18 protein-coding genes and 1 pseudogene are annotated in these 19,485 nt (G+C 72.2%); 11 read left to right on the top strand and 8 right to left on the bottom strand.

From position 1 onward, the window contains the following. Position 1 precedes the first annotated feature (1 nt). The 4 genes from cbiQ to OG520_RS24150 all read left to right on the top strand — a co-directional run bounded on the left by cbiQ (position 2) and on the right by OG520_RS24150 (position 3,625). On the top strand, positions 2–763 hold the full coding sequence (cbiQ, locus tag OG520_RS24135) for a cobalt ECF transporter T component CbiQ (RefSeq protein WP_385544902.1): 762 nt from the start codon (positions 2–4) through the stop codon (positions 761–763). After that, a complete protein-coding gene (locus OG520_RS24140) occupies positions 760–1,530 on the top strand; it encodes an energy-coupling factor ABC transporter ATP-binding protein (RefSeq protein WP_389975438.1) in 771 nt (256 codons plus the stop codon). Before cbiQ ends, OG520_RS24140 begins: the two co-directional genes overlap by 4 nt. Before the next feature lie 134 nt (positions 1,531–1,664). Further along, positions 1,665–2,828, top strand: coding sequence for a serine hydrolase domain-containing protein (locus tag OG520_RS24145; protein ID WP_406016548.1), 1,164 nt, complete (start codon positions 1,665–1,667; stop codon positions 2,826–2,828). After that, positions 2,825–3,625, top strand: a complete 801-nt coding sequence (locus OG520_RS24150; protein WP_406014573.1) for an SDR family NAD(P)-dependent oxidoreductase — start codon at positions 2,825–2,827, stop codon at positions 3,623–3,625. Before OG520_RS24145 ends, OG520_RS24150 begins: the two co-directional genes overlap by 4 nt. 32 nt (positions 3,626–3,657) lie before the next feature. Here OG520_RS24150 and OG520_RS24155 read toward each other — a convergent pair whose 3' ends face one another. Next, complete coding sequence (locus OG520_RS24155) at positions 3,658–4,650, bottom strand: Lrp/AsnC family transcriptional regulator (protein WP_406014574.1); 993 nt, start codon at positions 4,648–4,650, stop codon at positions 3,658–3,660. Between the two features lie 292 nt (positions 4,651–4,942). Between OG520_RS24155 and OG520_RS24160 the strand changes: the two genes are divergently transcribed. Next, on the top strand, positions 4,943–6,499 hold the full coding sequence (locus tag OG520_RS24160) for an MFS transporter (protein WP_406016549.1): 1,557 nt from the start codon (positions 4,943–4,945) through the stop codon (positions 6,497–6,499). Between the two features lie 81 nt (positions 6,500–6,580). Here the strand turns inward: OG520_RS24160 and OG520_RS24165 are convergent. The 7 genes and pseudogenes from OG520_RS24165 to OG520_RS24195 all read right to left on the bottom strand — a co-directional run bounded on the left by OG520_RS24165 (position 6,581) and on the right by OG520_RS24195 (position 13,258). Then, positions 6,581–6,794 (bottom strand): annotated as a pseudogene (locus OG520_RS24165) (DUF397 domain-containing protein). Between the two features lie 147 nt (positions 6,795–6,941). Beyond that, entirely contained in the window at positions 6,942–7,793 is an 852-nt protein-coding gene (locus OG520_RS24170; protein WP_399328044.1) for an EamA family transporter, read from the bottom strand. Continuing rightward, positions 7,790–8,290: a YbaK/EbsC family protein gene (locus tag OG520_RS24175; RefSeq protein WP_406014575.1), complete on the bottom strand. Its 501-nt coding sequence runs from the start codon at positions 8,288–8,290 to the stop codon at positions 7,790–7,792. Before OG520_RS24175 ends, OG520_RS24170 begins: the two co-directional genes overlap by 4 nt. A gap of 87 nt (positions 8,291–8,377) precedes the next feature. Continuing rightward, positions 8,378–8,527, bottom strand: coding sequence for a hypothetical protein (locus OG520_RS24180; protein WP_406014576.1), 150 nt, complete (start codon positions 8,525–8,527; stop codon positions 8,378–8,380). Between the two features lie 46 nt (positions 8,528–8,573). Beyond that, the gene (locus tag OG520_RS24185) at positions 8,574–10,211 is read right to left on the bottom strand and encodes a penicillin-binding transpeptidase domain-containing protein (RefSeq protein ID WP_406014577.1); all 1,638 of its coding nucleotides are present in this window, start codon (positions 10,209–10,211) and stop codon (positions 8,574–8,576) included. A 192-nt stretch (positions 10,212–10,403) separates the two neighbouring features. Further along, on the bottom strand, positions 10,404–11,264 hold the full coding sequence (locus tag OG520_RS24190; protein WP_406014578.1) for an alpha/beta fold hydrolase: 861 nt from the start codon (positions 11,262–11,264) through the stop codon (positions 10,404–10,406). Between the two features lie 227 nt (positions 11,265–11,491). Further along, the gene (locus OG520_RS24195) at positions 11,492–13,258 is read right to left on the bottom strand and encodes a dolichyl-phosphate-mannose--protein mannosyltransferase (protein WP_406014579.1); all 1,767 of its coding nucleotides are present in this window, start codon (positions 13,256–13,258) and stop codon (positions 11,492–11,494) included. A gap of 53 nt (positions 13,259–13,311) precedes the next feature. Here OG520_RS24195 and rsmI point away from each other — a divergent pair, with 53 nt between their 5' ends. The 6 genes from rsmI (at position 13,312) to OG520_RS24225 (ending at position 19,407) form a co-directional block, all read left to right on the top strand. Further along, a complete protein-coding gene (gene rsmI / locus OG520_RS24200; RefSeq protein WP_266418264.1) occupies positions 13,312–14,208 on the top strand; it encodes a 16S rRNA (cytidine(1402)-2'-O)-methyltransferase in 897 nt (298 codons plus the stop codon). Between the two features lie 171 nt (positions 14,209–14,379). Continuing rightward, positions 14,380–14,751 (top strand): hypothetical protein, encoded by a 372-nt coding sequence (locus OG520_RS24205; protein ID WP_266418266.1) that lies wholly within the window; start codon positions 14,380–14,382, stop codon positions 14,749–14,751. 57 nt (positions 14,752–14,808) lie between these two features. Further along, on the top strand, positions 14,809–15,675 hold the full coding sequence (locus OG520_RS24210) for a TatD family hydrolase (protein ID WP_406014580.1): 867 nt from the start codon (positions 14,809–14,811) through the stop codon (positions 15,673–15,675). Positions 15,676–15,722: 47 nt separating this feature from the next. Beyond that, positions 15,723–16,598 (top strand): 16S rRNA (adenine(1518)-N(6)/adenine(1519)-N(6))-dimethyltransferase RsmA, encoded by an 876-nt coding sequence (rsmA, locus tag OG520_RS24215; RefSeq protein ID WP_389975470.1) that lies wholly within the window; start codon positions 15,723–15,725, stop codon positions 16,596–16,598. Continuing rightward, positions 16,595–17,488 carry a 4-(cytidine 5'-diphospho)-2-C-methyl-D-erythritol kinase gene (locus tag OG520_RS24220; RefSeq protein WP_399327999.1) on the top strand — a complete coding sequence of 298 codons (894 nt, stop codon included), beginning with the start codon at positions 16,595–16,597 and terminating at the stop codon, positions 17,486–17,488. Before rsmA ends, OG520_RS24220 begins: the two co-directional genes overlap by 4 nt. 101 nt (positions 17,489–17,589) lie before the next feature. Beyond that, a complete protein-coding gene (locus tag OG520_RS24225; protein WP_399327997.1) occupies positions 17,590–19,407 on the top strand; it encodes an ABC-F family ATP-binding cassette domain-containing protein in 1,818 nt (605 codons plus the stop codon). Positions 19,408–19,485: the final 78 nt, after the last annotated feature.

Below are 19,485 nucleotides of genomic sequence, written 5' to 3' on the forward strand. Positions count from 1 at the left end.
CATGGGCGCGGGACACGCACACAAGCTCTACCGGCACGGTCACTCGCCCGTCCACGACCTGCCGCCGCACTGCAAGATCGCCGCCGCCTTCTGCTTCGTCGTGGTCGTCGTCTCGACGCCGCGCGAATCGGTGTGGGCGTTCGGGCTGTACGCGGTGCTGCTCGGCGCGGTCACCGCGCTCGCCCGCATCCCGGCGGGCTTCCTGCTCAAGCGGCTGCTCATCGAGGTGCCGTTCGTCGCGTTCGCGCTGCTCATGCCGTTCGTGGTGCCCGGCGAACAGACCCATGTCCTCGGCCTCTCCGTCAGCGTCCCCGGCCTCTGGGGCGCCTGGAACGTCCTGGCCAAGGGCACCCTCGGCGTCGCCGCGTCCGTGCTCCTCGCCTCCACCACCGAACTGCGCTCGCTGCTGCTCGGCCTCCAGCGGCTCAGGCTGCCGCCGCTGCTCGTCCAGATCGCCTCCTTCATGATCCGGTACGGCGACGTGATCACCGACGAGATGCGCCGGATGTCGATCGCCCGCCGCTCCCGGGGCTTCGAGGCGCGCGGGGTACGGCAGTGGGGTGTCCTGGCCAAGTCGGCGGGCGCCCTCTTCATCAGGTCGTACGAGCGCGGCGAACGCGTCCACCTCGCCATGGTCAGCCGCGGCTACGCCGGTTCCATGCCGGTCATCGACGAGGTGACCGCCTCCCGGACCCAGTGGGCGTACGCCGCCGCCCTCCCCGTGCTCGCCCTCGCGGTCTGTCTGCTGGGATGGTCCCTATGAGTCAGCCCACCGCCCCCGCACCGTCCCTGGAAGTCAGCGGCCTCGCGTACGCCTACCCCGACGGCCACCAGGCGCTCTTCGGGGTGGACCTCGCGGTCGCCCGGGGCGAACGGGTCGCCCTGCTCGGCCCCAACGGCGCCGGCAAGACCACCCTCGTACTCCATCTCAACGGCATCCTCGACGCCGGCGCGGGCACCGTCCGGGTCGCGGGCCTCCCCGTGGAGAAGCGCAACCTCGCCGAGATCCGCCGCCGCGTCGGCATCGTCTTCCAGGACCCCGACGACCAGCTCTTCATGCCCACCGTCCGCGAGGACGTCGCCTTCGGCCCCGCCGCCTCCGGGCTGCGCGGCGCCGAACTGGAGGAACGCGTCACCGAGGCCCTGAAGCAGGTCGGCATGGAGGAGTACGCGAACCGGCCGCCGCACCACCTCTCCTTCGGCCAGCGCCGCCGCGTCGCCGTCGCCACCGTCCTCGCCATGCGGCCGGAGATCCTCGTCCTGGACGAGCCGTCCTCCAACCTGGACCCGGCCTCGCGGCGCGAACTCGCCGACATCCTGCGGTCCCTGGACGTCACCGTGCTCATGGTCACGCACGACCTGCCGTACGCACTGGAGCTCTGCCCGCGCGCGGTGATCCTCAGCGAGGGCGTCATCGCCGCCGACGACCGCACCCAGGACCTGCTCTGCGACGAGAAGCTGATGCGCCGCCACCGCCTGGAACTGCCCTTCGGCTTCGATCCGCGCTCCGTGACGGTGGACGCTCCGTGACATTGAACGTTCCGCGTCCGCGAACGTTCCGTGCCGGTGAACGTTCCGGCGCTGTGCTCATGAGGTGACCCGCCACACGTCCGACCCGCCACGCGATGCACCATGGGGGGATGAGCGGGAGCGCAGGAGCAGGCGTGGACGTACGGGGCACGGTGGCGGCCGGATTCGAACCGGTCCGGGATGCCTTCATCCGTAATTTCGAGCAGCGCGGCGAACGCGGTGCGGCCGTCACGGTCTACCGGGACGGGCACAAGGTCGTCGACCTCTGGGCCGGTACGAGAGACGTCGACGGCGCCGAACCGTGGGCCGTGGACACCGTGCAGATCGTCCGCTCGGCGGGCAAGGGCATCGCCGCCGCCGTACCGCTGCTGCTGCACCAGCGCGGCCAGGTCGACCTCGACGCCCCGGTGGGCACGTACTGGCCGGAGTTCAAGGCGGCCGGCAAGGAACGCGTGCTCGTCCGGCACCTGCTGTCCCACCGGGCCGGGCTCGCCGCGCTCGACTGCCCGCTGACCCCCTCCGAAGCCGCCGACGGGATCTCCGGCCCGCAGGCCGTCGCCGCCCAGTGCCCCCAGTGGGAACCCGGCACCGATCACGGCTACCACGCCCAGACCTACAGCTGGCTCATCGGCGAACTGGTGCGCCGGGTCACCGGCCGCACCGTCGGCCGCTGGATCGCCGAGGAGATCGCCCGGCCGCTCGGCCTGGACTTCTGGTTCGGTCTCCCGGTGGACGAGGCGCACCGGGTCGGCCGGATCGGGCCCGTCGAACCGCCTGCCGCCGCGGGCAACACCGGCATCCTGCGGGTGCGCCCCAAGCGCTCCGTCGCCGAGGCGTACCGCGATCCGCAGTCCCTCACCCGCCGCGCCTTCGGGGCCATCGACCCGCTCCCCGACGAGAACGACCCCGGCTACCGGGCGGCCGAACTCCCCGCCTCCAACGGCATCGCCACCGCCCGCGCGCTGGCCCGCTGCTACGCCGCGATGATCGGCCCGGTCGACGGCCACCGCCTGTTCGCCCCGGCCACCCTCACCCTGGCCCGCACCGAGGAGTCGGCGGGCCCGGACCGGGTCCTGGTCGTCAACACCCGTTTCGGCCTGGGCTACATGCTGCACGGCCCGTCGGCGCCGCTGCTCGCCCCCGGCTCCTTCGGCCACCCCGGCCGGGGCGGCTCGCTCGGCTTCGCCGACCCCGAATCCGGCATCGCGCTCGGCTATGTGACGAACGGTCTGCAGAAGGGAGTCACCGCCGATCCCCGTGCCCAGGCCCTGGTCAGGGCAGTACGGTCGGCGCTATGACTCCTCCTCACTCCGCTGGTCCACGGTTCGACGGATACGGCGTGCTCATCACCGGCGCGGGCCAGGGCATCGGCGCGGCCACGGCCCGCCGGCTTGCCTCCGAGGGCGCGCGCGTCCTGGTGACCGACCTGGACGGCGACCGCGCCGAACGGGCCGCCGCGGCGATACGCGGGACGGGCGGTGCCGCCGAGGCGCTGCCCTGCGACGTGGCCGACCGGGCGGCCGTCGACGCGGCGGTGGCCCATGCCGTCGCCGCCTTCGGCTCCCTCGACGTGCTGGTCAACAACGCGTACGCCTGCGCCGCCGACGCCCCGCTCTTCGAGGACGAGCCCGACGAGGCCTGGCAGCGCGACCTGGACATCACCCTCACCGGCCCCTACCGCTGCGCCCGCGCCGCCCTCCCGCACCTGGTGGCCTCCGGCCGGGGCGCGATCGTCAACATCGGCTCGGTCAACGGCGAACAGGACTTCGGCAACCACGGCTACAGCGCGGCCAAGGCGGGCCTGGGCAGCCTCACCCGCACCCTCGCGGGCCACGCGGGGCCGCGCGGCGTACGCGTCAACCTGGTCGCCCCCGGCACGATCCGCACGGACGCCTGGGCGGGCCGGGACGCCGAACTGTCCCGGGTGAGCGGCCTCTACCCGCTCGGCCGGGTCGGCGAACCGGAGGACATCGCGTCCGCCGTCGCCTTCCTCGCCTCGCGCGACGCGGCCTGGATCACGGGGACGACGCTGCGCGTGGACGGCGGGCTGACGGCGGTCAACTACGGCTTCCGGGACGCGGTTTCGGGGGCCTGACCGATGCGGGCCGGGTCCGCCCCGCGCCCGGGTCAGGCGAGCGCGGGGTGGATGAGCCGCCCGTTGAGGATCAGGGAGGCGGCCTGCTTGAGGCGGCGCACGCGCACACTGATCTCGTAGCCCCTGATGCCCTCGGTACGGGCGAAGCGGCCGCTGAGGTAGCGGTAGAAGTCCGGGGCGTCCTTGCAGATGACCACGGCCATGATGTTGTGCTTCCCGCTGATGGCGGCGGCGAAGGCGCACTCGTCGTGCCCGCTGAGCTCCTCGCCGATCTCCTGGAGCCGAGGCAGGTCGACCTGGAGCCAGAGGGTGGCGTTGAGCTCGTAGCCGAGGCGTTCGGGCACGGTGTCGATGTCGTAGACCAGCGAGCCGGTCGCTTCGAGGGCCTCCAGCCGACGGGCCACGCGCGGCTTGGACCAGCCGGTGGCCTCCGCGAGCCGGGTGTGGGAGGCGCGGCCGTCCTCCGCCAGCGCTTCGAGGAGCGGGCGGTCCTCTTCGGTCGGGGTGAGCGGGGGCCCGGCGGGGATGGGGCGCTCCGCGGTCAGCAGCCGCACCTGCTCCTCGGTGAGCGAGCCCTCCCGCCCGGTCCAGCCGGCCGTGTCCGGGGAACCGAAGGCGTGGACGAGAAGATCGACGTTCAGGTCGAGGACCGAGGCCGCCCGGGGAAGCTGCCGCAGCAGCACGTCGTCGCCGGCGGTCCCGGCGGGCGAACGGATGATGCAGATGATCTCCGAACCGCCCGACGCGATGCTCGTGTACGCGACCTCCGGCCTGCGGGCCAGGGAATCCGCGAGCGGCCCCACGGCGTCCGGGCGGCAGCGCAGCCGCGCGATCCACTCGGACCGGCCGTGGGCGGCGGGGCTGCTCAGCCCGACGACGCGGACGACGCCGCCGCGGCGCAGGGCGCTGTAGCGGCGCGCCACGGTCTGCTCGGACACCCCGACGACCTCGCTGAGGCGGCGGAAGGAGACCCGCGGCGAGCAGTTCAGCCCATGGATGATTTTGCGGTCCAGATCGTCAGGCATGGATGAATGGTCACATAGGCGGCGCTCCATCCGGAGGTTCCATGACGTTTGCCGGGATCGCTTGGGGATTCATCGACGGTCGGGGCGAAGCTGGTCGGCGGCTTTGCGGGTGATCCGGCGGACCGCGCGGAACGCGGTGGTACGCCGGTGCGCCCGGGAGCGGGCGCACGCCGGACGGCGGTGCTCACATCGCAACCGGTGCCCGCGCGGCACCCACCCCCGCAGCAGAAGGAACCTCTTCGTGAATTCCGCAACGACACAGGACAGATCAGGGCGGGGCGTCACGCTCGTCATGGCCTGCCTGGGCGTCTTCGTCGCCTACCTCCCCGTGACCACCGTGTCGGTGAGCCTGCCGGCCGTCCAGCGGGCTCTGGGCGCCTCCACGTCCCAGCTGTCCTGGGTCTCGGACGCCTTCGTGCTGCCGATGGCCGCGCTGATCCTGACCACCGGGGTGTGGGGCGACGTCCACGGCCGCAAGCGGGTCTTCCAGGCGGGCATGGCCTTCTGTGCGCTGGGCGCGGCGATCTCGCTGTCCTCGGACTCGGTGCAGGCCCTGTGGGCAGGGCAGGCCGTCTCCGGGCTGGGGGCGGCGGCGCTGCTGCCCACGACGCTGGCCCTGATCAGCCACGCGGTCCCCGACCACCGGGAACGGGGCAGGTTCATCGGCCTGTGGGTCATGTCCCTGATGGCCTCGCTCGCCGTGGGCCCGCTGATCGCGGGTGCGCTGCTGGAGCACGTCGCGTGGCGCTGGATCTTCCTCCTGCCCGTGCCGGTCTCCCTGATCGTGCTGGTTGTCGCGGCGTTCCTGCTGCCCGACTCGCGCGCCCCGCACGGTCGCCGGCTCGACTGGCCCGGACAGATCAGTGCGGCCGTCGCGGTCACCGCGGTCGTCTACGGCGTGATCGAGGGCGGCGCGGACGGCTTCGGCGAGCCTGCCGTGGTGACGGCCCTGGTGCTCGGCGCGGTATCCGCCGCCGTGTTCGTCGCCGTGGAGCGCCGCAGCGCGAGCCCGATGCTCGACCTGGCGCTGTTCCGCAGCCCGGCCTTCACCGCCACCGCCCTGGTCGCCATGATCAGCTTCCTCGGGCTGATCGGCTTCTTCTTCGTGCTGAGTCTCTACTTCGGCATGGTCCAGCACCTGACCACGATCGAGGCGGCGCTGCGGATGGTGACGGTGTCCGGGGTGGCCCTCGTCGTCGGCGCGCCCATCGGACGCCTGATGCACCGGGTCTCCGCCCGGGTCCTGATCACCACGGGCCTGGTCGTCGCGGCGGGCGCGATGCTCTCGCTGACCGGCGTCGACGCCCACACCTCCTACGGCTCGATCGTCTGGCGGCTGGCCCTGCTGGGCCTCGGCATGGGCGCGGTGCTCACCCCGATGACCGCCTCCGCGGTGTCCTCCGTCCCGTACCACCTGGCCGGGATGGCCGCCGCCGGGAACAACGCCTTCCGCCAGGTCGGTGGAGCCCTCGGCCCCGCCGTGCTCGGCGCCCTGCTGACCACCCGGGCCCTCGACGCGCTGCCCGGCCGCCTCGCCGACGCGGGGGTGCCCGCCGAGGCCGGTGCCCGCGTTCTCGACACCGCCCGCGAGCAGGGAATCGGCGCCGTGGCCGGGCTCGACCTGGACGCCGCCACCGGACCGGCCCTGAGCGCCCTGGGCGACTCCTTCCTCGACGGCATGCGGCTGTGCCTGACCGTCTCGGCCTCGCTCGCCCTGCTGGCCGCCCTCGCCTGCGCCGTGCTCCTGCGCCCGGCCGCCAGGCCGGTGGCCCCGGCGGCCCAGGCCGCCGGGGAGACGTCGGCTACCGGGGAAACGCCGACCCGCCCGGCGCCGGTCCCGGTGAGCTGAGCGCGGACCGCACCACGTCAGCTGGACGCCCGACCGCCCCGCCGTGCGTGGCACGGCGGGGCGGTGTGGGGTCGGTCCAGGTCAGACGGCGCCGAACCCCCCGGCCTCGACGCCTGCGACGAAGCTGGCGAAGGAGGCGGGGGAGGCGTGCAGCACGGGCCCGCCCGCCGGGGTTCTTGGAGTCGCGTACGGGGACGATGCCGCGCGGGGCGGCGAGGTCGGCGGCAACCTCCACGCAGTCGCCACCGTTATCGCTGTAGGAGGACTTGAACCAGCGAGGGGATTCGGCTGTCACGGGATGCCCTTTCGTAGGAGGCGGAGCTGCGAAAGCGGCCTACCCACACGACGCAACGCCCATGGCGGGGAGAGGCATGGGTGAGAACTCTCAGCGTGCGGACTCCGGATCCGTACCGCCCCTGAAGCCGCCCCTGCACCGTCGCGCTCAGCTCGTGTGCAGCATCAGCCCGATGCCGACGACCATCAGCCCCGCCGCCGCGATGCGCGGGGCGCCGAACCGTTCCTTGAAGAACAGTGTCCCGATGGCCGCTCCGACGATGATCGACGACTCCCGCAGGGCCGCGATCGGGGCCAGTGCCGCCCGGGTCTGGGCCCACAGGACGAGGCCGTACGCCGTCACCGAAAGGGCCGCGCCCAGCAGTCCGCGTACGGCGAACGGGCGGAGGGCGGGCAGGAGTTCGGCGCGGCGGCGGTACAGCGCGTAGGCCGGGATGGCCAGGCCCTCCAGGATCATCAGCCAGGCGATGTAGCCGAGCGGGGTGCCGGAGGCGCGTACGCCGACGCCGTCCACCGTGGTGTACCCGGCGATGGCCAGGCCGGTCGCGAGGGCGGCCAGCAGGGCCGGCCAGTCGGGGCGCCTGCCGGAACCCCGGATGCCCCAGAGGGCCAGTCCGACCAGCCCCGCCGAGGCCACCGCGACCCCGGCGGTGGCCCAGCCGTCCGGGTGCTCGCCGACGAAGACCGCGGCGAGGACCGTCACCACCAGCGGCGCCGTGCCCCGGGCGATCGGGTACATCTGCCCGAAGTCGCCCAGGGTGAACGAACGCATCAGCAGCAGCATGTACGCCACATGGAGCGCGGCCGAGACCAGCAGATACGGCCAGGCCCCGGCGGCCGGGAGCGGTACGAAGAGGGCGGCGGCCGCGCCGATCAGCAGACCGCCGCCGGAGATCAGGGTGAAGGAGAGGAGCTGGTCCTTGATCGCGTGCGCGATCGCGTTCCAACTGGCGTGCGTGACCGCCGCGATCAGGACCGCGAACGCGACCAGCGGCGTCATTTCGACTGCTCGCGCACGTCCACCACGCTGCCGCCGGCGTGCCCGATCAGTGACGTGGGGTCGAGCGGGAAGACGGTGTGCGGGGTGCCCGCCGCCGCCCACACCACGGCGTGGTCCAGCAGCCCCCGGTCGGCCAGCACCCGGGTCCTCGTACGGTGCCCGAAGGGCGGTACGCCGCCGATCGCGTACCCGGTCGTCTCCCGGACCAGCTCGGCCCCGGCCCGCTTGACCTTCCCGGCGCCCAGCTCCGCGCGTACCCGCTCCACGTCGACCCGCGAGGAGCCGTCCATCAGGACCAGCACCGGGGCCCCGTCGACCTCGAAGATCAGGGACTTGACGATCTCGCTGAGCTCACAGCCGATCGCGGCAGCGGCCTCGGCGGCGGTACGGGTGGCCTCGGGGAACCGGCGGACCTCGACATCGAGTCCCAGCTCCCGCAGGGCCTCGGCGAATCGGGGGTGGGCTTCGGCGGCGGCGGTGGCATCGGAAGGGCTCATGCCCCGCACGCTAGCGAACCCCGTGCGGGGCATGCGACGGGGTTCCACGCGGGCGGGAACGGCCGACGCGCGAGGCGGTGTCGGTCGTCACCGCTCCTTGGCGTAATTCACCACGCAGCCGACGGCCAGCAGCACCCCGAACACCCCTACGGCCAGCATCCCGAGGACCTTGAGAAGCCCCATACCGTCCGCCGCGCCCCTGACCGCACCCGCGATGCCGCCCACGGACGCGCACATTCCGAGAACGAACGTGCGCGACCCCCGGGGCCCGGCAGCAGTCATCTCACGACCCCGCGCGAAGGACCGCCGCGACCACCGGGCCCGCCGCGTCGCCGCCGTGGCCGCCGGACTGGACGACCGCGGCGGCGGCCAGGTCGTTGCTGAAGCCGGTGAACCAGCTGTTGGACGTGGCCTGGCCGTCCACCTCCGCCGAGCCCGTCTTGGCGCCCTTGTCGCCGCCGACCGAGGCCATGGCACTCCTTCCCGTGCCCCAACTCGCGGTCTGGCGCATCATGTTGGTGACCTGCTGGGATACGTACCCGGGCAGTGAACGGGACGCGGTGGCGATCGGCCGGCCGTCGAGCTCCGGGGACACGATGATCGGCTGGCGGAAGGTGCCGGTCCGCGCGGTGGCGGTGATGGACGCCATGTTGAGGGCGTTCATCTGGACGGTGCCCTGCCCGATGTACTGCGCGGCGGCCTCGCCCTGGGTCTCCTCGGGCACGCTGCCGTCGAAGGAGACGACGCCGGTCTGCCAGTTCAGGCCGATCCCGAAGACGTCGCGGGCCTCCTTGGCGAGCGCCGCGTCGTCCTTCGTGTCGTCGATCAGCTTGATGAAGGCCGTGTTGCAGGACCGGGCGAAGCTGGTCGTCAGAGTGCCGTCGGGGATGGAGAAGTCGTCCAGGTTCTTGAAGGTGCGGCTGTAGTACGTCGCGGTCGGCGGGCACTCGATCTTCCGGTCGGCCGAGGCGAGGCCCTTCTCGATCAGCATCGCCGCCGTCACGATCTTCATCGTCGAACCGGGTGCCTGCTTGCCCTGCATCGCCGCGTTGAAGCCGGTGGCCGGATTGTTGGCGACCGCGCGGATCGCGCCCGTGGACGGCTGGACCGCGACCACCGAGGCCTGGCTGAACTTCTTCACGGCCACCTCGGCCGCCGCCTGGGCGTTGGCGTCCAGGGTGGTCCGCAGCTTGCCCGGCCTGCCCTTGGTGAGGGTCAGCAGGGTCTTGTCCGGGCTGCCCGCGTCCGCGCCCTCGATCCAGGTCTCGATGCCCGCGGTGCCGCCGGCCTTCTCGCCGTACTTCTCGCGCAGCGCGTCCAGGATCGGGCCCAAGGAGGGGTACTTCTCCTTGGTGAGCGCCCGGCCGTTGTGGTCGACGGCCTCGATCGACGGGGCCGCCGCCTCACCCGTCTTGAGCGACGCGCCGTCCGTCAGGTCCGGGTGGATCACGGCGGGGGACCAGTCCACCAGGGGCCTGCCGGTGGTCAGTCCGCGCACCACGGTCAGCTCGGAGGAGTACGACCAGGGCTTGGACGTGCCCTCGAAGGAGACGGTCGCCTTCACCGTGTACGGCACCTTCGAGCCGACCGCGGGGCCGGGGGTAATCACCGCCTTGGTGACATGGGCGCTCTCGCGATAGTCCGTGAGGACCGGCCCGGCCTCGGCCGCGTTGTTGGTGAGCTGGGACGCGGTGTCCGAGTCGCTGCTCGCCCAGGCCTGAAGGAACTTCTTGGACGCGTCGCCGATCTCCGCCTTGGTGACCGGGCCCGTCTTCACCTCGGCGGAGGCGGACTTGCTGTCCGTACCGTCGCCGCCCCCGCCGCCCAGCCCGTCCAGGATGTTGTACGCCCCGTAGCCCACCCCGCCGACCACGACCGCGAACACTCCGCCGACTATCGCAACCTTCGCTCCACTGCGCATGCCTGCAGTCCCCCTCCCCAGGAGTCCCCCTTGAACGTGTTCAAGGGGATGCTGCTGGGCACCCTACGGGACGGTGGTGAGGGCCGGGACGGTTGTTATCGGAACGCGATACGGGTGACGCGAACACGCCGATCCGGGCATCCGGGCGCGCCATCACGGGCGTCCGCCCGCCCCGGCGTCCCGGTCGAAGGCCTACGGGCCCACCGCGCCCCGCACGAATCCCCGAAGGTGCGCGCGTGCGGCTTCGGGCTGGTCGAGCCAGGGTTCGTGTCCCGCGCCGTCGAGCCGTGTCAGTGGCACATCCAGCCGGAGCGCGAGCGATTCGAGTGCCGACAGCGGGCGGGGGTCATCGGCGCCGCCGAGGATCTCCACCCGCGCGGGCAGGCACCCGCGCAGCTCGTCGAGGTGCTGGTCGAGCGGGTCCGCACGTCCTTCCTCGCCGAGTTCACGGTTCATGAGCCAGTTGACGGGGCGGCGTTGCCGGGCACCCTGCGCGGCCCAGTGCCAACCGCGTTCGGGATCGGCGTGGTCGGTGAACCAGGACAACGTGAGCAACTCGACTTCCTGGTCCTCCGTGCGGTGCGGCAACTGCTGCAGCGCGCGGAGTCGCTCCTGTTGTGTCGCGGACATGCGGCGGTCGCGTTCCGCCCGGTCCCCCCTGCGCCACTCGCCGACGAACGGCCCGCACATCAGCAGCATCGCGGCCACCCGGTCCGGGTGGGCCATGCAGAACCGGCCGGCCAGGGTGGCGCCGTAGGAGTGCCCGATCAGTACGGCCGCAGGCGCGTCCCATACGTCGAGAAGCTCGGCGAGGTCGTCGACATGCCGGGCGAAGGTATGGCGGCCCTGCCACGGGGACCCGCCCGTGCCGCGCTGGTCGTAGCGGTACACGGGCGCGAGGTCCGCGATCATCGGGGCGACGCCGCCCAGATAGTCCGGCAGACCTGGGCCGCCGTGGAGCATGACCACGGGTGGCTTCCGGGTCGTGTCACCCAGCGCCACCCAGCGAATTCGGGCCTCGTCGGTCATCGACGCGAGGCCCCGGGTCTCCATCGGATTCACCGTGGAGAACCTACGGACACCGATGACGGCCGGCAACCTGTGGTTCCACCCCGCTAGGGCCTGTCCGGCGGATCATGGCCGGGGTCGCGGCGGCTGACACGGCACCTCGCAGCGTTGCCGAAACGTCCGAATAGCTCCGCTATCAGGACGCTCCGGCGCCTTGCGATGCACCGCACCAGCCGCCGCGCCCTGTCCGACCCTGATCCGCCGGACAGGCCCTAGATCCAGGTGTCCAGCCACATCCGGTCCCGCCACGACCCGTCGGGGATCGGCGTGCCCGTGTAGATCGGCCAGAAGTAGATGAAGTTCCAGATGATCAGCAGGACCAGGACGCCCGCCGCAATCGCGCCCAGCGTCCGCCGGCGCTCGCCCGAGGGATCGCCGGTCATCAGGCCCAGCTCCTGTTTCGGCCCGGTCCCGGCCGCCGGGCCCAGCATCGCGCCGATCATCATCGTCACCGCGAGACACAGGAACGGCACGAACACGACCGCGTAGAAGAGGAAGATCGTCCGCTCCTGGTAGAAGAACCAGGGCAGCCAGCCCGCCGCCACACCGCAGACGATCGCACCCGCCCGCCAGTCGCGCCGGAAGAACCACCGCCACAGCACGTACACCAGGGCGAAGCACGCCGCCCACCACAGCAGCGGTGTCCCGATCGCCAGCACCTCGCGCGCGCACTTGCCGGTCTCCGACGCCTCGCAGCCCGGCTGTTCCTTCCAGAAGTACGAGACCGGCCGGCCGAGCACGATCCAGCTCCAGGGATTGGACTGGTAGGTGTGGCCGGACGTGAGGTTCACATGGAATTCGTAGACCTGGTACTCGTAGTGCCACAGGCTGCGCAGCCAGTCCGGCAGCCATGTCCAGTTGCCGCCCCGGCCGTCGGTCTGCGCCCAGTTCCGGTAGTAGCCCTTGCCGGTGACGATCCAGCCGGTCCAGGAGACGAGATACGTGAGGAGCGCGACCGGGACCGTCGAGACGAACGCGGGCAGCAGATCCCGCTTCAGCACCGCCAGGTACGGACGGACCGCACCCGCGGTCCGGCGCGCGCCCACATCCCACAGCACCGTCATCAGGCCGAAGCCGACCATGATGTACAGGCCGTTCCACTTGGTGGCGAAGGCCAGTCCCAGCATCAGGCCCGCGGTGATCCGCCAGGGACGCCAGCCGAGCCGCAGATTCTCCGCGACCCCCACGTCGGGGCGCAGCACCCCCTCCTCGTCGACCGGCAGCGCCGCGGCGAGTCTGCGCCGCGCCCAGTCGCGGTCGATCAGCAGGGCGCCGAACGCCGCCAGCACGAAGAACATCAGCACCAGGTCGAGCAGCGCGGTGCGGCTCATCACGAAATGCAGACCGTCGACGGCGAGCAGGGTGCCCGCCAGACAGCCCAGGAACGTCGAGCGGAACAGCCGCCGCCCGATCCGGCACAGCATCAGCACCGACAGCGTGCCGAGCACCGCCACCATGAACCGCCAGCCGAACGGCGTGAACCCGAAGAAGTGCTCACCGAGCCCGATGATCCACTTGCCGACCGGCGGGTGCACCACATAGCCCGGGTCCACCGGGATGTGCACCTTCGACGGGTCTTCGAGGATCAGCTTGTCGATGTCCTTGGGCCAGTCGCCCTCGTACCCCTGGTTGATCAGGGCCCAGGAGTCCTTGGCGTAGTACGTCTCGTCGAATATCAGCGCGTGCGGGCTGCCCAGATTCCAGAACCGCAGCACCCCGGCGACCAGCGCCACCAGCAGCGGACCGCCCCACGCCGACCACCGCACCAGGCGCTCGGCCATCGGCGGGGAGATCCCGAGCACCGCCCACAGCTGGGCGCCGGGCCTGGTGAACGGCGGGACAAGCCGCTCGCGCAGCCCGATCCCGGGCCGGGGCGAATGGCCGAAGCGGCGCAGCCGCTGCTGCCAGGAGGCCGGTTCTTCGCCGTGCGGTTCCCCGGCGTCTTGGCCCTGTCGGGCTTCGGGCGCAGTACTCGTCACCGCGCCATCGTAGGGAACGCTGCTGTGCGAGCGCTGTCGCCCGTGCTGGGAGGATGGCTCTTGTGACTGGAACGACTGGAACGCTGGTACTCGCAGGAACCCCCATCGGCGATGTGGCGGACGCCCCGCCACGCCTTGCCGCCGAACTGGAGACGGCGGACGTCGTCGCCGCCGAGGACACCCGGCGGCTGCGCCGCCTCACCCAGGCGCTCGGCATCCACACCACGGGGCGGGTCGTCTCCTACTTCGAGGGCAACGAGTCGGCCCGTACGCCCGAACTCGTCGAGGCGCTGACCGGCGGCGCCCGCGTCCTGCTGGTCACGGACGCCGGGATGCCGTCCGTCTCCGACCCCGGCTACCGGCTCGTGGCCGCCGCCGTGGAGAAGGACATCAAGGTCACCGCGGTCCCCGGCCCGTCCGCCGTGCTGACGGCGCTCGCCCTGTCCGCGCTGCCCGTCGACCGCTTCTGCTTCGAGGGCTTCCTGCCCCGCAAGGCGGGCGAACGGCTCGGCCGACTGCGCGAGGTCGCCGACGAGCGCCGGACCATGGTCTTCTTCGAGGCCCCGCACCGGCTCGACGACACCCTCGCCGCGATGGCCGAGGTCTTCGGCGCCGACCGCAGGGCCGCCGTGTGCCGGGAGCTGACCAAGACGTACGAGGAAGTGAAGCGCGGCCCGCTGGGCGAGCTGGCGGTCTGGGCGGCCGAAGGAGTACGCGGCGAGATCACCGTCGTCGTCGAGGGCGCGGCCGAATCCGGGCCCGAGGAGCTGGACGCCGAGGAGCTGGTGCGCAGGGTGCGGGTGCGCGAGGAGGCGGGGGAGCGGCGCAAGGAGGCGATTGCCGCCGTCGCCGCCGACGCGGGGCTGCCCAAGCGCGAAGTGTTCGACGCGGTCGTCGCGGCAAAGAATGCGGCGCGAACCGTACCCGCGGAGGGCAAAGGACTAGCGTAAAAAGCAAAGCCAGAGTCGCGCAACGCACCTTTCTGCCACGAGAAGGCCAAAAGCGCTCCAACAGTCGACAGGGCCCGATGCGTTCCTGCCAGTAAAGGCGTCCACTGAATCAGGGACGCAATCTCCGGGGCGCTTGCCCGGAGTGCCTGTCCGGCGGACAAAGGAGCGGGCATGAGCGACATCGCAGCAACCACCGCACACGAGGCATACGCCTTCGCCTGCATGAGGTGCGGACACGGCTGGGAGCAGGCCTACGAAATAGAGCACCACGTCGACGGATCAAACAAGGCCTTCGTCATATACAAGGCGGACGGGGAGCGGGTTCCCTCCCCCCTGTCCAGGCCCAGCTGCGCGAACTGCGGCGGACACGTGGTCCGCATCATGCGGTCCGGCCGGGTCTCGACCGTCCAGCAGCTGCTCCACAACAACCCCCGGCCGGCACGGCCGGCGAACGAGGGCGACGAGGCCGTGGCCGCCGCCCCCGCGGGCACCGGACACCACTGGCACCTGTCCGACCTGCTGCACCCCTTCCACCGGAGGTAGCCCCACCGGCTCCACCGCGAGCGGGGCCCACCGGCGCGTCCTCGTACGATCGTCGTCATGAGCCGTACCGAAGCCCCGCCGCTGCCCGAACCCCTCCGGGTACCGGTCGCCGATTCGCACACCCACCTGGACATGCAGGACGCGACCGTCGAGGAAGGCCTGGCCAGGGCCGCGGCGGTCAATGTGACCACCGTGATCCAGGTGGGGTGCGACGTGGCCGGCTCGCGCTGGGCCGCCGAGACCGCCGCCGCACACGCGAACGTGCACGCGGCGGTCGCCCTGCACCCCAACGAGGCACCGCGCATCGTGCACGGCGACCCCGACGGCACCTCGCGCCAGGGGGCGCGCGAAGCGGGCGGACAGGCGGCGCTGCACGAGGCGCTCGCGGAGATCGACGCGCTGGCCGCGCTCGACCACGTACGGGGCGTCGGCGAGACCGGACTGGACTACTTCCGTACGGGCCCCGAGGGCATGGCCGCCCAGGAGGAGTCCTTCCGGGCCCACATCGAGATCGCCAAACGGCACGGCAAGGCGCTGGTCATCCACGATCGCGAGGCGCACGCGGACGTGCTGCGCGTCCTCGCCGACGCGGGCGCCCCCGAACGGACCGTGTTCCACTGCTACTCCGGCGACGCCGACATGGCCCGGATCTGCGCGGACGCCGGGTACTTCATGTCCTTCGCGGGCAATGTCACCTTCAAGAACGCCCAGCCGCTGCGGGACGCCCTCTCCGTCGCCCCGACGGAGCTGGTCCTGGTCGAGACGGACGCACCGTTCCTGACGCCCGCCCCGTACCGCGGCCGGCCCAACGCGCCGTATCTCATCCCGGTCACGCTCCGTGCGATGGCCGAGGTGAAGGGGGTCGACGAGGACACCCTGGCGGCGGCAATCGCCGACAACACGGCACGGGCCTTCGACTACTGAGCGGCAGGGCGGCGGGCACGAACCGCGAGGCGCCTTACGCTTTACAGGTGAGCACCACTGAGCCCGACGCCCTCCTGGGCCCCGCAGACATCCGCGAGCTGGCCGCCGCGCTGGGCGTACGCCCGACCAAGCAGCGCGGTCAGAACTTCGTCATCGACGCCAATACGGTCCGCCGGATCGTGCGGACGGCGGAAGTCCGCCCGGACGACGTCGTCGTCGAAGTCGGTCCGGGGCTCGGCTCGTTGACCCTGGCGCTGCTGGAGGCGGCGGACCGGGTCGTCGCCGTCGAGATCGACGACGTGCTGGCGGGCGCGCTGCCGTCCACCGTCGCCGCCCGGATGCCGGGGCGTGCCGACCGGTTCGCCCTGGTGCACTCCGACGCGATGCTGGTCCGGGAGCTGCCCGGCCCGGCGCCCACCGCGCTGGTCGCGAACCTGCCGTACAACGTCGCCGTGCCGGTCCTGCTGACCATGCTGGAGCGCTTCCCGTCCATCGAGCGCACCCTCGTCATGGTCCAGGCCGAGGTCGCCGACCGGCTGGCCGCGCGGCCGGGCAACAAGGTCTACGGCGTGCCGTCCGTGAAGGCCAACTGGTACGCGGACGTCAAGCGGGCCGGCTCCATCGGCCGCAACGTCTTCTGGCCCGCCCCGAACGTCGACTCCGGTCTGGTGTCCCTGGTCCGGCGCACGGAGCCGATCGCGACGAGCGCGAGCAGGGCCGAGGTCTTCGCGGTCGTCGACGCGGCCTTCGCCCAGCGCCGCAAGACACTGCGGGCGGCCCTGGCCGGCTGGGCTGGCTCCGCCCCCGCCGCCGAGGCGGCCCTGGTCGCCGCCGGGATCTCGCCGCAGGCCCGCGGCGAGGCGCTGACGGTCGAGGAGTTCGCCGCCATCGCCGAGAACAAGCCCACCGGGAGTGGCGAGTGAGCGTCACCGTCCGCGTACCCGCCAAGGTCAACGTCCAGCTCGCGGTCGGCGCCCCGCGCCCCGACGGCTTCCACGACCTGGCCAATGTCTTCCTCGCCGTCGGCCTGTACGACGAGGTCACCGTCACCCCCGCCGACGAGCTGCGCCTCACCTGCTCCGGCCCGGACGCCGCCCAGGTCCCGCTGGACGCGACGAACCTCGCCGCCCGCGCCGCCATCGCGCTGGCCGAGCGGCACGGCATCGCGCCCGATGTGCACATCCACATCGCCAAGGACATCCCCGTCGCGGGCGGCATGGCGGGCGGCAGCGCCGACGGCGCTGCCGCGCTGCTGGCCTGCGACGCCCTCTGGTCCACCGGCGCCACCCGGGACGAGCTCCTCGCCATCTGCGCGGAGCTGGGCAGCGACGTCCCGTTCAGCCTGGTCGGCGGCGCCGCCCTCGGCACCGGACGCGGCGAGCGGCTGACCCCGGTCGACGTCGGCGGCACCTTCCACTGGGTCTTCGCGGTCGCCGACGGCGGGCTCTCCACCCCGGCCGTCTACGGCGAGTTCGACCGGCTGACGGCGGACACCGACGTCCCCGTACCGGAAGCCTCCCCGGCGCTCCTCGACGCCCTGCGCACCGGCGACCCCGCCGCGCTCGCCGAGGCGCTCTCCAACGACCTCCAGCCCGCCGCGCTCTCCCTGCGCCCCTCGCTCGCCGACACCCTCGCCGCAGGCACCGCGGCCGGTGCCCTGGCCGCCCTGGTCTCGGGCTCCGGGCCGACCACCGCGTTCCTGGTGGCGGACGCGGAGTCGGCGCAGAAGGTGGCCGAGGCCCTGCTCACCTCGGGCACCTGCCGGAACGCACGGGCCGCGGTGTCCCCGGCACCGGGCGCGGCCGTCGTCTGACCGCGCCTGCCACCAGGGAGGGACGGCAAGGGCGAGCGGGCATCGCACCGCCGCCGCCCCGTACCCTGGGAAGCCGATCGATCCCCCCGGGCAGGAGTGAAATGGCCGTCAATCTGGTCAATGTCGAGCAGGTCAGCAAGGTGTACGGCACCCGTGCCCTGCTCGACGGAGTGTCCCTCGGGGTGTCCGAGGGAGACCGGATCGGTGTCGTGGGCCGCAACGGCGACGGCAAGACGACGCTCATCCGGATGCTCGCCCGGCTGGAGGAGGCGGACAGCGGACGCGTCACCCACAACGGCGGGCTGCGGCTCGGCGTCCTCACCCAGCACGACTCGCTCGACCCGCAGGCGACCATCCGCCACGAGGTGATCGGCGACCTCGCCGACCACGAGTGGGCGGGCAGCGCCAAGATCCGCGACGTCCTCACCGGGCTCTTCGGCGGGCTCGCCCTGCCGGGCTTCGAGCACGGCCTGGACACCGTCATCGCCCCGCTCTCCGGCGGCGAGCGGCGCCGGATCGCGCTGGCCAAGCTGCTCATCGCCGAGCAGGACCTGATCGTCCTCGACGAGCCCACCAACCACCTCGACGTCGAGGGCATCTCCTGGCTGGCCGGACACCTGCGCGCCCGCCGCTCCGCACTCGTCTGCGTCACCCACGACCGCTGGTTCCTCGACCAGGTCTGCACGCGCATGTGGGACGTCCAGCGCGGCACGGTCCACGAGTACGAGGGCGGCTACAGCGACTACGTCTTCGCACGGGCCGAGCGGGAGCGGATCGCCGCGACCGAGGAGTCCAAGCGGCAGAACCTGATGCGCAAGGAGCTGGCCTGGCTGCGCCGCGGCGCCCCCGCCCGCACCTCCAAGCCGCGCTACCGCATCGAGGCGGCCAACGAACTGATCGCCGACGTGCCGCCGCCGCGCGACACCAGCGAGCTGATGAAGTTCGCCAACGCCCGGCTCGGCAAGACCGTCTTCGACCTGGAGGACGTGACCGTCCAGGCCGGCCCCAAGACGCTGCTCACCCACCTCACCTGGCAGCTCGGCCCCGGTGACCGGATCGGCCTGGTCGGGGTCAACGGCGCGGGCAAGACCTCGCTGCTGCGGGCGCTCGCCGAGGCGGCCCGCACCCAGGGCGAGGAGCAGCCCGCGGCCGGGAAGGTCGTCGTCGGCAAGACCGTCAGGCTCGCCTACCTCTCCCAGGAGGTCTCCGAACTCAATCCGAACCTGCGGGTGCTCGAAGCGGTGCAGCAGGTGCGGGACCGGGTCGACCTCGGCAAGGGCCGCGAGATGACCGCGGGCCAGCTCTGCGAGCAGTTCGGCTTCTCGAAGGAGAAGCAGTGGACCCCGGTCGGCGACCTCTCGGGCGGTGAGCGGCGCCGGCTCCAGATCCTGCGCCTGCTGATGGACGAGCCGAACGTCCTCTTCCTCGACGAGCCCACCAACGACCTCGACATCGAGACCCTGACCCAGCTGGAGGACCTCCTCGACGGCTGGCCCGGATCGATGATCGTGATCTCCCACGACCGGTTCTTCATCGAGCGGACCACGGACCGGGTGATGGCGCTGCTCGGCGACCGCACGCTGCGGATGCTGCCGCGCGGGATCGACGAGTACCTGGAGCGCAGGCAGCGGATGGAGGAGGCGGCCACGCCCTCCGCCGCACCCGCGGCGGCCAAGGAGAATGCCGCGCCGGCCGCGGCGGTCTCCCCGCAGGCGGCCCGTGCGGCGAAGAAGGAGCTCCAGAAGGTCGAGCGGCAGCTCGACAAGATGTCGACCCGGGAGACCACGCTGCACGCACAGATTGCGGAGCACGCCACGGACTTCGAGAAGGTGGCCAAGCTCGACGCGGAGCTGCGTGAACTGGTCGCCGAACGGGACGAGTTGGAGATGCGCTGGCTGGAACTGGCCGAGGACGCCTGATCGATACGGTGCGTCAGGTGTGACCGTTTGGGCTCGTGGGGCGGGTGATAGAAAGAAACCTTGCCCGGCGCAGAAGCC

Origin of the sequence: Streptomyces sp. NBC_00984, from assembly GCF_045162475.1 — a bacterium.
GTDB lineage: Bacteria > Actinomycetota > Actinomycetes > Streptomycetales > Streptomycetaceae > Streptomyces.